General features: G+C 42.0%; 11 protein-coding genes. 8 read left to right on the top strand and 3 right to left on the bottom strand.

Annotated elements, in window-relative coordinates:
• Nucleotides 1-128: 128 nt before the first annotated feature.
• Entirely contained in the window at nt 129-413 is a 285-nt protein-coding gene (locus ABT997_RS09685) for a GIY-YIG nuclease family protein (RefSeq protein WP_350019251.1), read from the bottom strand.
• Entirely contained in the window at nt 403-1149 is a 747-nt protein-coding gene (locus ABT997_RS09680; protein ID WP_350019250.1) for a tRNA1(Val) (adenine(37)-N6)-methyltransferase, read from the bottom strand. The genes ABT997_RS09685 and ABT997_RS09680 overlap by 11 nt, the downstream gene beginning before the upstream one ends.
• Before the next feature lie 148 nt (nt 1150-1297).
• On the opposite strand from ABT997_RS09680, the gene ABT997_RS09675 reads away from it, so the two are divergent.
• On the top strand, nt 1298-1828 hold the full coding sequence (locus ABT997_RS09675) for a DUF4352 domain-containing protein (protein ID WP_350019249.1): 531 nt from the start codon (nt 1298-1300) through the stop codon (nt 1826-1828).
• Between the two features lie 31 nt (nt 1829-1859).
• On the opposite strand, the gene ABT997_RS09670 is transcribed toward ABT997_RS09675, so the two are convergent.
• Nucleotides 1860-4199: a cation-translocating P-type ATPase gene (locus ABT997_RS09670; protein ID WP_350019248.1), complete on the bottom strand. Its 2340-nt coding sequence runs from the start codon at nt 4197-4199 to the stop codon at nt 1860-1862.
• Nucleotides 4200-4336: 137 nt separating this feature from the next.
• Between ABT997_RS09670 and ABT997_RS09665 the strand changes: the two genes are divergently transcribed.
• The 7 genes from ABT997_RS09665 (at nt 4337) to ABT997_RS09635 (ending at nt 12234) form a co-directional block, all read left to right on the top strand.
• Nucleotides 4337-5080: a lysophospholipid acyltransferase family protein gene (locus tag ABT997_RS09665; RefSeq protein ID WP_154852376.1), complete on the top strand. Its 744-nt coding sequence runs from the start codon at nt 4337-4339 to the stop codon at nt 5078-5080.
• Nucleotides 5081-5182: 102 nt separating this feature from the next.
• Nucleotides 5183-5866, top strand: coding sequence for a helix-hairpin-helix domain-containing protein (locus tag ABT997_RS09660; RefSeq protein ID WP_350019247.1), 684 nt, complete (start codon nt 5183-5185; stop codon nt 5864-5866).
• Nucleotides 5850-8090, top strand: a complete 2241-nt coding sequence (locus ABT997_RS09655) for a DNA internalization-related competence protein ComEC/Rec2 (RefSeq protein WP_350019246.1) — start codon at nt 5850-5852, stop codon at nt 8088-8090. The genes ABT997_RS09660 and ABT997_RS09655 overlap by 17 nt, the downstream gene beginning before the upstream one ends.
• 62 nt (nt 8091-8152) lie before the next feature.
• The gene (locus ABT997_RS09650) at nt 8153-8818 is read left to right on the top strand and encodes a DUF805 domain-containing protein (RefSeq protein WP_350019245.1); all 666 of its coding nucleotides are present in this window, start codon (nt 8153-8155) and stop codon (nt 8816-8818) included.
• Nucleotides 8796-9833, top strand: coding sequence for a DNA polymerase III subunit delta (gene holA, locus ABT997_RS09645; RefSeq protein WP_350019244.1), 1038 nt, complete (start codon nt 8796-8798; stop codon nt 9831-9833). Before ABT997_RS09650 ends, holA begins: the two co-directional genes overlap by 23 nt.
• A gap of 71 nt (nt 9834-9904) precedes the next feature.
• Nucleotides 9905-10510 (top strand): superoxide dismutase SodA, encoded by a 606-nt coding sequence (gene sodA, locus ABT997_RS09640; protein ID WP_129268776.1) that lies wholly within the window; start codon nt 9905-9907, stop codon nt 10508-10510.
• A 251-nt stretch (nt 10511-10761) separates the two neighbouring features.
• Nucleotides 10762-12234 (top strand): helicase HerA-like domain-containing protein, encoded by a 1473-nt coding sequence (locus ABT997_RS09635; protein WP_023022682.1) that lies wholly within the window; start codon nt 10762-10764, stop codon nt 12232-12234.
• Nucleotides 12235-12339: the final 105 nt, after the last annotated feature.

Raw genomic sequence — 12339 nt, 5'->3', positions numbered from 1 at the left:
TACCTCTATTATACGACTTTACACAAATAAAAGCCCTTAGAAACTTATGGTCTAAGGACTTTGTCTTCAATCTGAAAGGAGCTCTTGGGAGCTCCTTTTAGAATGCAAACAGATGATTTTTACACTATTTAGGTGTTTTTTTGTTCTGGATCCAGCTTGGTTTGTTGGTGCTTGATATAGGTCAGTTTTTCCTCTCGGCTCTTCCGTTTAAAAAGTGCTTCTGCAGACATAGCTGCTCTTTTGTCGGGAAAAGATTCCTGGTAGATCAAGGTCACAGGAAGTCTGGGACGGGTATATTTGGCGCCTTTGCCAGCATTGTGAGTTTTGATACGGCGCTCGATATCGGTGGTGTAGCCAGTATAGAGGGTCCCATCCGCACACTGGACTACATACATATAAGCTTTAGTTTCCATAATAAATCTCATGAATCTCCGGCGTATAGCTTCCATCTTCTTCATGGATGAACAGTGGAGGAAGAATTTTTAGACCATCCCGCGATCCATCTTTAATGGCCTCAATGAGGAGCATGTTGGCATCTTTATGAACCTTGGGGTAGACAAATTGAATCCGTTTAGGAGCCAGATTGTAGCGTTTCATGGTTTCAATGATATCTAAGAAGCGATCAGGACGATGCACCATGACAAGTCGGCCATTGGACTTGAGAGTCCGTTGTGCCACTTGACAAATTTGGTCCAAATTGGTGGTAATCTCGTGACGGGCTAGCAAATAATGAGGACTCTCGTTTAAATTGGAGTGCTCGTCCACTTTAAAGTAGGGAGGATTGCAGAGGATAAGGTCGATTTTACTACCAGGGAAATGGTGGGGTAAATTTTTTAAATCATCTGTAATCATGGACATGCGGTCAGACAGACCATTTAATTGGATGGAACGCTCTGCCATGTCTGCGAGTCTTTCTTGAATTTCCACTCCGACGATGGTTGCTTTGGTGCGCGTGCTAGCAAAGAGTCCGACTGCACCATTGCCAGCACAAAGGTCTACAATTAGACCACGATTGGGCAGTTTAGGAAAGCGTGACAGGAGGACACTATCAATAGAGTAGCTAAAAACCTCTCTGTTTTGAATGATTTTCACATCGCTAGAAAATAGTTGGTTGACGCGTTCGCCGTCTTTTAATTCGATATTGTTCATGGCTTTATTATAGCATGAAAAGAGGACGGGGAAAAGTTAGGAATAATGAAAATATTATCGCAACAAGGATATTACTTTTATGTATAAAAACATTTGCTTTATTTTATATAATATGATAACATTATAAAAAACAAAGGAGGTTTTGTTTATGAACAAAACAAAAAAATGGTTAGCTTTAGGATTTAGTCTTCTCTCTATTAGTCTGCTAGTTGCTTGTGGCAATTCTCAAAAAACTTCAGAGACAGCACCAAAAGAAGTTCAAACTGAGAAAGCGTCAACCAGTGAAGCTAAAAAAGAAAATAAATCAACTTACTCAATAGGTGATACAATTACTTTTGATAAGCATGCTGAGTACACTATTACTAATGTTGAGTGGACAGATGAACGGAACGAGTTTGATAATTCAAATCCAGATAAAGTTTTGAAAGTTACATATAATGTTAAAAATCTTTCGGAAGAAGATATGCCTATTGGAGTGGATATTGATTTATATGTTGGTGGAAAAAAAATGGAAAGTTATGCCAATGAGCATACCATGGGTTCAATCACACCTGGTAGATCAATGGAAGGCGCTGTTGAACATTTTGGTGTTAAAGGCGAAGGAAATTTAGAATTAGAAATAAAACCTTTCTCTGCTTTTGGTGAGAAACCAGCAATTGTTTCTATTGATGTAAAATAAAAAAGTTGAGAGTATCTTACTCTCAACTTTTTTAATTAAACTCGTATTTTTGATAAATTGTAGCCAAGATGAAGATCCCTGTAAAGAGGGACATCAAGGCAAGGTAGACTGGGAAGGTCACAGCTGTCAATGTTCCGATTTCAATCAGACCTTTCAAGTAAAAGGCAGAAAGGTAGAAACCACAAACAGAGAAGATGATTAAGAGACCTCTCCAGATATTGAGTGGCAAACAAGCCCGAATGACGGACAAGAAACCAATAGATCCTAACAAGTAGTAGGAAAGGGTAGACATGTCCAGGCTAGACCAGCCATGATGAGCTCCCCATAAACGAACAAATAAGACGCTAAAGACAACCATCAAGGCATTTGGTAAGGCCAGATGCAAGGAGCGTTTGAGGAAGTGTTTTTCCACTGGCTTAATGTTTCGTTCAAAGGTTAAGACAAATGGAGGGAATCCTTCGACAAACTGGTCAATGAGAGTAATCTGAATTGGAATAAATGGGAAAATCAACAAGTAGTTGACATCAAAGAGGAGAGCACTTGCGATACAGATAATGGCCAGAATGAAGGAGTAAATGGTCTTGATAAAGAAGATAGGAGCAATCCGTCCAATGTTATTGACCACCCGACGTCCTTCAAAGAGAATTTCTGGAACATCATTGAAGTCTGAGTTTAGTAAGACGAGGTTGGCAATTTGACGGGTTGCAGGATCTCCTTCAGCCATCACGATGGAGCAGTCAGCTTCTCGTAAGGCTAGGATATCATTGACACCGTCCCCCGTCATGGCAGTGGTTCGACCAGCAGCCTTGAGGGTTTGAATCAAGAGTTTCTTTTGATGAGGAGAAACCCGTCCAAAAATGGCTGTACTTTCTGCTAGGTCCACCAACTCATCGTCCTCAATCTTGGAACAGTCAATATAACTTTCATAGCTTTCAAAACCAGCTTCCTTTGCAATGTAAGAAACAGTGACTGGATTATCACCAGAGATAATTTTTAGATCTACATCTTGGGAGCGAAGATAATCCAAGGTTTCGGCAGCCCCTTCGCGGATTGGATCGAGGATTTCAATGACGGCGATAGCTTCTACATCACTTGGTAAAGTCAAATCATGCATATCGATAGCTTCTACACTGCGAGCTAAAATCAAGACTCGTGATCCATGGGCTTGGGCTTCCAATACAGCTGGAGGGTTTTCTTTGAGGAGCATTTCTGGGGCCCCTAAATAAATGGTTCCCAAGTTGGTCAGGGTCATGGCACCCCATTTTCGATCACTTGAAAATGGAATGATTGATTCGGCTGAATAAGCGTGTTCTAACTCGCCATATGCTTTGCGGATTGCTTGGGCAGTTGGGTTGTTATCCTCGGAATTTTGCATATAGGCAGCGAGAATAACTTCGATAGTTTCTTCAGAAAAGTGTTCAGATAGCGAGTAAATGCCTTTGACAGTCATTTTTCCTTGGGTGATGGTTCCCGTCTTATCCAAACAAAGAGTATCCACACGAGCCAAGGTTTCTACAGAGTACATCTCTTGAACCAAGACCTTGCGCATCCCTAACTTGATTACAGCTGTCAAGAGAGAGGTTACTGTCAGAAGGGCAATTCCTTTTGGCAACATGCCCAGGAGGGCAGTGGAAGAGGTAATCACAGAATCTTTCATTGGAAGCAGTTTGATTAAAAAAGCTTCACAAAAGAGGGCAATTCCAAATGGGATAATAATCTTTCCAGTAAAACTAGAGATTTTAGCCAGATTATAGAGAATGCGGGAGTTGATGGGTTTGAGAGTTTTCGCTTCTACCATTAATTTATTGGCATAGTTATTGGCCCCCACACGTTTGACACGGGCGTAGACCTGGCCACTCGCTAAGAAGCTACCGGATAGAAGTTCGTCTCCCTCTTCCTTGAGAACCAAGTCACTTTCTCCCGTCAGCATGGCTTCGTTAGCTTCAGCAACCCCCTTTTGAACGAGGGCATCACTCGGAATTTGGTCCCCAGCAGATAGCTTAATCAGGTCACCAAGGACAATCTCTTCTGGATCAATGGTTTCTTCTTCCCCAGCTCGGATGACAGTGACGAGCTCCTTACTCATCAAATTCAATTTATCAATCATCCGTTTGGCGCGGAGCTCTGTGGCGATTCCGGATAAGGCATTAAAGCAGATGACTGCAAAAAAGACCAGGTTGCTCCAGGCTTGTACCGCAACCAAAGCGAGGGCAATCACAAAGTTCAAAGCATTAAACAAGGTGAAGACATTGCGCTTGATGATTTGCCAGGTACTGGTACTGGTATTCGCTTTAAATTCGTTGGTTTGGCCACGCTGTATTTTTTTGCGGACCTCTTCATGGGTTAATCCCTTTAATTCATTCATTTCCATAAAAACATCATATCATTTTTTTAAGAAAAAGACTAGATGCAGTCGATTCGTTGACTCGGCAACTTTTTGAAAAGATTTGCGGGGAACAGAAGGATAAGGTATAATGGATAAACAAGAGAATTATCAAAGGAGAAAGCATGTTTTATACCTATTTACGTGGCTTAGTGACCTTTATTTTATGGGTTCTGAATGGAAATGCTCATTATCATCATAAGGAACTGATTCCGAGTCAAGAAGAAAATTACATTCTCGTAGCTCCTCATCGAACTTGGTGGGATCCTGTCTACATGGCCTTTGCGACCAAGCCCAAGCAATTTATCTTTATGGCTAAGAAAGAACTCTTTACCAATCGGATTTTTGGCTGGTGGATTCGCATGTGCGGGGCTTTCCCAATTGACCGTGAAAATCCAGGTGCCGCTGCGATTAAATACCCAGTGAATATGCTCAAAAAAAGCAAGCGTTCCTTGATTATGTTTCCAAGTGGAAGCCGCCATTCTCAGGATGTTAAGGGTGGAGTTGCTGTGATTGCTAAGATGGCTAAGGTACGCATTATGCCTGTTACTTATACGGGTCCAATGACCCTGAAAGGCTTAGCCACTTGTGAACGGGTTGACATGAACTTTGGGCATCCCATTGATATTTCTGATATTGCAAAGATGAACGATGAGGGCGTGGAAGAAGTTGCAAGACGTATCCAGGCTGAGTTTGATCGCTTAGATGCGGAATCTCAGGCACTCCGCAATGACCGGAAACCTTTTATCCTCATCCGTTTGTTGAAGTTTTTACTGTTGCCATTTGTCTTGGTTGTCGCTTTACTGACCCTCTTGTTTAGTTATATCGCAAGTTTCGTATGGGATCCAGACAAGCATCGGAAGGACTAATGAGTTTTCTTGAGAACAAGAATGTCAAAAATCATGTGATTTTTGACATTCTTTTTTTATTTCTTCGATTTTTTACGAATAATAAAAATAAAAGGGGTATTTATGGAGACGTGGATAGAGAAGATCAAGGAATATAAACTATTTTTAAGCTTGGCTGCTGTGGGCTTGGTAATTGGAGGACTATTTCTCTTTTGGCCTAAGCAACCCCCACAAGCACCGGAAACTATCATTTCCCAGTTAGAAATGGTGGATCAGGAGACATCTCCTAAGGAAGACACAAGCCTCTCTTCCAGCTCTCAGCAGAGGAGTGAGGAAAAGATGGAGCCCTCTCAAGAGAAAATCATGGTGGATGTGAAGGGAGCTGTCAGACAAGCGGGGGTTTACGAACTGCCAGTGGGGAGCCGGGTCTATGACGCAGTGCAAAAAGCAGGAGGGATGACAGACGAAGCTAACAGCCAATCCGTCAACTTGGCGCAAAAATTGGAGGATGAGTCCATCGTCTATGTTGCTAAGAATGGAGAGGAGCTAGCGCCTGTTGCGTCCGCATCTGCATCTGCTGGGACGACCGGTGGCGAAAAGCAGTCAAAAGATGGGAAAGTCAATCTCAATACGGCAACAGAAGCAGAACTACAGACGATTTCTGGGATAGGTCAAAAGCGAGCCCAGGATATCATTGCTTATCGAGAGGAAAAAGGAAAATTTCAATCTGTTGATGAATTGAAAAATGTTTCTGGGATTGGCCAAAAGACGCTAGAAAAGTTAAAAGAGCATGTTACAGTGGATTAGAAGTCTCCATATTCATTTATTTCATTTCACCCTGCCGGTCTTAGCTCTCTATTACTGGATGTACACGGAGCACTGGCTCGCTCTAATTTTCCTGCTGGCCTTCCTCACTTTGTTTAGGAAATGCTACGATGGCAAACGATTTTTGTGCCTCATAGGGCTTCTTTTCCTCTTTGCTCTTTGTTTTGCTTTCCGGATTGAACAAGGAAGACAAGAGTCAAGCGATCATAGGGTCCCAAGGGTTATTCAGCTTTTACCGGATACCATCAAGGTGAATGGAGATGCTTTATCCTTTCGTGCCAAGTCAGGTAGCCGTACTTTTCAGGTTTTCTACCAGCTTCAGTCAGAGGAAGAACAAGCCTATTTTAAACACCTGGATCATGGGCTAGAATTACGGATCAAAGGGGAATTAGAACCCCCGACAAAACAGCGGAATTTTATGGGTTTTGATTACCAGGCTTATCTGAAAACACAAGGGATCTATCACCTTTTGAAAATTAGCCACATCCTTGAAAAGAGACCTGCTGAGCCTAGAGATTTCATAGGTCTGCTGTCTAGTTGGAGGCGGAAGGCCCTTGTATGGGTTCACCAGCATTTTCCCCAGCCCATGAGTCACTATATGACGGGCTTGCTTTTTGGTTTTTTAGACGTCGAGTTTGAGGAAATGAGCCAGCTGTATTCGAACTTGGGGATTATTCATCTGTTTGCCTTGTCAGGCATGCAGGTTGCCTTTTTCTTAGATGCCTTTCGACGATTCTTTCTCCGCTTGGGATTGGAACAGGAGAAGGTTGTAATCCTCCTCTATCCGTTTTCCCTTCTTTATGCTGGGATGACGGGGTTTTCGGTTTCAGTCGTTCGAAGCCTCTTACAGAAACTCCTGGCCCAGGCTGGGCTCAAAGGAATGGAAAATATGGGAGTCACCCTTCTTTTATTGATTGTTCTCCTACCTTCCTCCTTATTAACTGCTGGAGGTCTCTTATCCTGCGCCTATGCCTTTATATTGACGCTCACCTCTTCTGAAGAGGAGAAGTCAGGAATCCGAAAAGTCGTCAAGGAAAGTCTGGTGTTAACACTAGGGGTTCTTCCTTTTCTCATCTTTTTCTTTGGAGAATACCAACCCTGGTCTCTTCCTCTAACCTTTATTTTTTCTCTCTTATTTGATCTTCTGTTGTTACCAGGTCTGAGTGTCGTCTTTCTCCTCTCCTTTTTCTATCCCTTGACCTTCTGGAATCCTTTCTTCGTCTGGATGGAAAAAAGTATGGAGTATCTAGCGAGCTTCACTAGCAAATCCTTGGTTTTTGGACAGCCAAGCATTTATTTTTTCATCTTGCTTTTGTGCTTGCTGGCTTGTCTCTATGAGATGCGAAAGGTTAAGAAATGGAGATATCTTTTTCTACTCTTAGTATGCTCTGTATTTGCTATCGTGAAGCATCCTTTAGAAAATGAGATTACCATCATTGATATTGGTCAAGGTGATAGTATTTTGTTGCGTGATTGGCGAGGAAAAACGATCTTAATTGATACAGGAGGAAAAGTGGACTTTGGCCAAAAGGAGGAATGGAAGAACCGAAGGTCTACTAGCAATGCAGAACGGACCCTGCTCCCCTATCTCAAGAGCAGGGGGATTGACCAGATTGATCATATGATTCTCACGCATACTGACACAGATCATATGGGAGATTTGGAAGTGCTTGCGACTAAGGTTAGGATAAAGGAAATAAATATTTCTAAGGGAAGCTTAAAGAAAGACTCTTTTGTCCGTTTGCTCAAACGGTTGAACTTACCGGTGAAAACGCTAGAGATTGGAAATCGGTTATCAATCTTTGATGGGAGTGCAGAAGTCCTCTATCCGGTAGAAGTAGGAGATGGAAGTAATAATGATTCCATTGTTCTCTATGGACGCTTTTATGGGTGGTCCTTCCTTTTTACAGGAGATTTAGAAGAAGAAGGGGAAAAGGCCTTGTTAGCCCGTTATCCTCAACTGCGCGTGGATGTCCTAAAAGCAGGCCACCATGGTTCTAAGGGTTCTTCTCACCCTGCCTTCTTAAAGCAAATCCAAGCAAAAATTGCCTTGATATCTGCGGGAGAGAAAAATCGTTACCAGCATCCTCACCAGGAAACCTTGGAACGTTTTAAAGAGTTACAAATGACTGTTTTTCGTACAGATCAGCAAGGAGCGATTCGTTTTAGAGGGTGGAATCAGTGGAATATTGAAACCGTTCGATAAGAGCTGTTTGATTTCTAGCTTGAAAATTGCTATGATAAAGTCAAGGAAATGAGGTTAAAAGTATGAAATCATTACAGTTGTTTTGGATGCAATATGCTGATTTTTCAAGAAAATCAGATAGAAAAGAATTTTGGGTTAGCCAAGCCTGGCATTTATTATTTACAAGTCCATTTTGGATTTACCAATTGGTCTTATTCTTTTCAAATTCGAAATCAGAGGAAGAGGTGATTCCCTTGACCGGGATGGACGTTTCAGCTTGGTTTAGCATCTTTTTTCTCCTCTATCTCTATCTTATTTTTGTTCCCCAGCAAGCAGTAGTCGTTCGGCGATTGAGAGATGCGGGTCTTCATTGGTCGTTGATTTTCCTATTTCTAGGCCCTATCTTGCTCTACCTTTTATCTCCTATTTCCATTTTTCTAGTCTTAGCTCTTGCAGGTTTGCTTTGTTTGGCTTGTCTTTTGGTCCTTCCAAGTGCTAGACTTGCAAGACAGGACCAGAATGCTTCTCCAGAATTTGATTTGACGAGTCCCGTGGTCTCTTCGCCAAGTATGCCATCCCATTTGATGGATCCCAACAGTTTTTCAGCTATTCCCCAGATTGTTTCGGCTCCACCAACTCCACTAGAGAAAGCGCCACTTGAAAAGAAAATGGAATCGGAACAGACCCAGCATCAGTTTAGAGAGTGGAATGAGGTACCTTCAGAACATGCAGGCTTTACAAACAATTAAAAAAATCAGTGCTGAGAACCTTCCTCCTATCCTGGTTTTATCAGGGGATGATATCGGTCAGTTTGAGTGGATGAAAGAGCAACTTTTAAAGAAAATAGGTTACGATTCATCTGATTTGAACTATTCCTATTTTGACATGAAAGAAACAGCATATGCAGAAGTTGAGCTTGACTTGGTCAGCCTTCCATTTTTTGCAGATGAAAAAATAGTGATTTTGGATCATTTTGTCGATGTGACGACCGCAAAAAAAAGATACCTGTCAGATGATGAATTGCAGTCCTTTGAAGATTACTTAGCGGCCCCTTTAGAAACGACTCGCTTAATTGTTATTGCGGAAGGAAAACTGGATAGCAAGCGAAGAATTGTCAAGCTCTTAAAACGGGATGCCCAGTTGCTGGAGGCTACGGAATTAAAGGAACAGGAGTTGCGTGCTCATTTCACGGAAGAGATCAAGTCTCTAGGCCTAGCGATTGATTCACAAGCCTTCGACCAACTTTTGATTAAATCGGGCTTTGATTTTAGTGAGATTCAGAAAAACTTGGAGTTTCTTAAAACGTACAAAGGAGCTTCTAGCATCACCATCTCAGATATTGAGGAGGCTATTCCGAAGACACTACAGGATAATCTGTTTGATCTGATCCAGATGATCCTAAAGAAACAAATTGATTCCGCCCGTAGTTTGGTTAAGGATCTTCGGTTACAAGGAGAGGATGAAATCAAGCTTCTGGCCATCTTGTTAAGTCAGTTCCGCATCTACACACAGGTCAAGCTGTTGAAGCAAGAGGGACGAACAGAACCCCAAATCGTTTCAGACCTATCAGAGTTGACCGGTCGGAAAGTGAACCCCTACCAAGTTAAATTTTCCCTAAGAGATAGTAGAGGGATATCTCTATCTTATTTGGAGCAGGCGATTTGTCTTTTGATTGATACCGACTTTCAAATGAAGTCGGGAACCTATGAGAAGGACTATCTATTTGATTTAGCTTTACTAAAGCTGGCCAACCCATCTGTGTAAGCAGAATAGTTGAATTAATTAGATGATTGCGTTATCATTTTTATATACATAAAGAAATAGAGGTATTTTCCATGGCAATTATTTTACCAGATCTTCCGTACGCATACGATGCATTGGAACCATACATTGATGTTGAAACAATGCACTTGCACCATGACAAACACCATCAAACTTACGTAAACAATGCAAATGCAGCTCTTGAAAAACACCCTGAAATCGGTGAAGACCTTGAAGCTTTGCTTGCTGACGTAGAATCTATCCCAGCTGATATCCGTCAAGCGCTTATCAACAATGGTGGTGGACACTTGAACCACGCTCTTTTCTGGGAATTGATGACTCCTGAACAGACAGCTCCTTCAGCAGAACTTGCAGCAGCAATCGATGAAACTTTTGGTTCATTCGAAGAATTCCAAGCAGCATTCACTGCAGCAGCAACTACTCGTTTTGGTTCTGGATGGGCTTGGTTGGTTGTTAACAAAGAAGGGAAGCTTGAAGTGACTTCAACAGCAAACCAAGACACACCAATCTCAGAAGGGAAGAAACCAATCTTGGGCTTGGACGTTTGGGAACATGCCTACTACGTGAAATACCGCAACGTTCGTCCTGACTACATCAAAGCTTTCTTCTCAGTGATCAACTGGAACAAAGTAGATGAGCTTTACGCAGCAGCTAAATAAGCTTTCATAATAAAAAAGTTTGAATCAAGAGGCCACTTAACGGGGGGCCTCGATTCAGGCTTTTTATTTTTAAATTGGTCAACATAGACTAAAAGGATTCTCCCGTTTTGGAAGGGATATTTCTTGCGTTTATACCTGAAAATGATACACTAGAGGAGTATGTGAAAATGAGGAGAAAGGCTTCCTACATAAGGAAGAAGCCTTGTCACTTTTTCTGAAAAAACTGTGCCTTAACAAAAGGGAGAATGAAAATGACAAGTATTACGATTACAAAAGGAGCAGTGGATACGCCACTTTATCTAAAAATGCTCAACCGCCACGGTTTAATTGCAGGAGCTACTGGTACAGGGAAAACCGTGACCTTAAAAGTGATAACTGAAAAATTAAGTCAGCAAGGGATTCCGGTGTTTCTAGCAGACATCAAGGGAGATCTTTCAGGTCTTGCAAAAGCTGGACAATGGACGCCAAAGATGGAAGAGCGCTATAAGCTACTAGGTATTACAGATCCTTTTGAACCACAAGCTTTTCCAGTTCGTTTATGGGATGTCTTTGGTCAAGCAGGCCATCCAGTCCGTGCAACGATTGAAGGAATGGGGTCTCTTTTACTAGCTCGCTTATTGGACCTCAACGAAACGCAAACAGGGATTTTGGCCATTGTCTTTAAATTGGCCAAAGAAAAAAATTGGTCTTTGATTGATTTGAAAGATTTGCAGAGCCTTTTGAAGGAAGTGTATGACCATGCCTCAGATTATTCCGCTCAGTATGGAAATATCAGTAAACAATCAGTAGGGGCTATTCAACGAAGCTTGTTAGTGCTAGAGCAAGAGGGAGCAGATCAATTCTTCGGAGAGCCAGCCTTGGATCTTCAAGATTTTATGCAATTGGATAGCAGTGGACGAGGTTACATCAACATTCTATCAGCGACTCGTCTCTTCAACTCTCCTAAACTCTATTCTACCTTCCTTATCTGGATGTTATCTCGTCTGTTCGAAACCTTGCCAGAAGTTGGAGATTTAGAAAAACCAAAATTTGTCTTCTTCTTTGATGAAGCCCACCTTTTGTTTAATGATGCGAGCAAGCTCTTCCTTGAAAAAGTTGAGCAAGTCGTTCGACTCATCCGGTCTAAAGGAGTGGGGATCTACTTTATTACACAGAATCCTCAAGATCTTCCTGAATCTGTATTGGCCCAGCTTGGGAATCGTGTCCAACATGCTTTGCGTGCCTATACGCCAAAAGAAATGAAAGCTATCAAAGTTGCTGCTCAAAGTTTCCGACCAAACCCAGAGTTTGATACGGAAACTGTCTTGACGGAGTTGGGAACAGGGGAAGCTCTAGTCTCCTTCCTAAATGAAAAGGGGCAACCAAGTGTGGTTGAGCGCTCCTATATTTTGTCTCCACAATCCAGTTTTGATTTGTTAAACGAGAGTGAACAGTTGGCCTTGATTACCAGCTCTCCTTTCCATCAAAAATATGCTGTTCGAGTAGACAATGAATCAGCTTATGAAAAATTGACTGAAAAATCTGCTAGAGAAGAGAAGGAAAAGGAGCGGGAAGCGGAAGAAAAGACAAGAGTTGCAGAAGAGAAGGCTAGCCAAAAACGGAGTCCGGGCCGTCCACGAAAATCTAGTATAGAAAAGGCCAAAGATTCCTTTATCAGTTCCTTGTTCCGTACCATTGCGCGTGAAGTTGCTAAATTGATTATGGGATCCTTTAAGCGCAAATAAGACAGTCAAAAGGGGACAGATTCATAGGAACAGGAGGAAGGATTGAGTCGGGATTGCTAAAAAAGTTTCTTCCAGAAGAAATCGTTTTCTGATCCAGAAATACCT

The sequence above is a fragment of the Streptococcus australis genome, assembly GCF_040226615.1.
In the GTDB taxonomy this organism is placed as follows: Bacteria; Bacillota; Bacilli; order Lactobacillales; family Streptococcaceae; genus Streptococcus; species Streptococcus australis_E.
The sequence above is the reverse complement of the archived record's forward strand: the minus strand, read 5'-3'. Positions and strand labels throughout refer to the sequence as shown.

Excerpts from the sequence above, each read along its gene's own strand:
- ABT997_RS09660 (WP_350019247.1), top strand. The coding sequence starts at position 5,183 with ATGGAGACGTGGATAGAGAAGATCAAGGAATATAAACTATTTTTAAGC.
- ABT997_RS09680 (WP_350019250.1), bottom strand. The coding sequence starts at position 1,149 with ATGAACAATATCGAATTAAAAGACGGCGAACGCGTCAACCAACTATTT.
- ABT997_RS09655 (WP_350019246.1), top strand. The coding sequence starts at position 5,850 with ATGTTACAGTGGATTAGAAGTCTCCATATTCATTTATTTCATTTCACC.
- sodA (WP_129268776.1), top strand. The coding sequence starts at position 9,905 with ATGGCAATTATTTTACCAGATCTTCCGTACGCATACGATGCATTGGAA.
- ABT997_RS09675 (WP_350019249.1), top strand. The coding sequence starts at position 1,298 with ATGAACAAAACAAAAAAATGGTTAGCTTTAGGATTTAGTCTTCTCTCT.
- ABT997_RS09670 (WP_350019248.1), bottom strand. The coding sequence starts at position 4,199 with ATGGAAATGAATGAATTAAAGGGATTAACCCATGAAGAGGTCCGCAAA.
- ABT997_RS09665 (WP_154852376.1), top strand. The coding sequence starts at position 4,337 with ATGTTTTATACCTATTTACGTGGCTTAGTGACCTTTATTTTATGGGTT.
- ABT997_RS09650 (WP_350019245.1), top strand. The coding sequence starts at position 8,153 with ATGAAATCATTACAGTTGTTTTGGATGCAATATGCTGATTTTTCAAGA.
- ABT997_RS09635 (WP_023022682.1), top strand. The coding sequence starts at position 10,762 with ATGACAAGTATTACGATTACAAAAGGAGCAGTGGATACGCCACTTTAT.
- ABT997_RS09685 (WP_350019251.1), bottom strand. The coding sequence starts at position 413 with ATGGAAACTAAAGCTTATATGTATGTAGTCCAGTGTGCGGATGGGACC.
- holA (WP_350019244.1), top strand. The coding sequence starts at position 8,796 with ATGCAGGCTTTACAAACAATTAAAAAAATCAGTGCTGAGAACCTTCCT.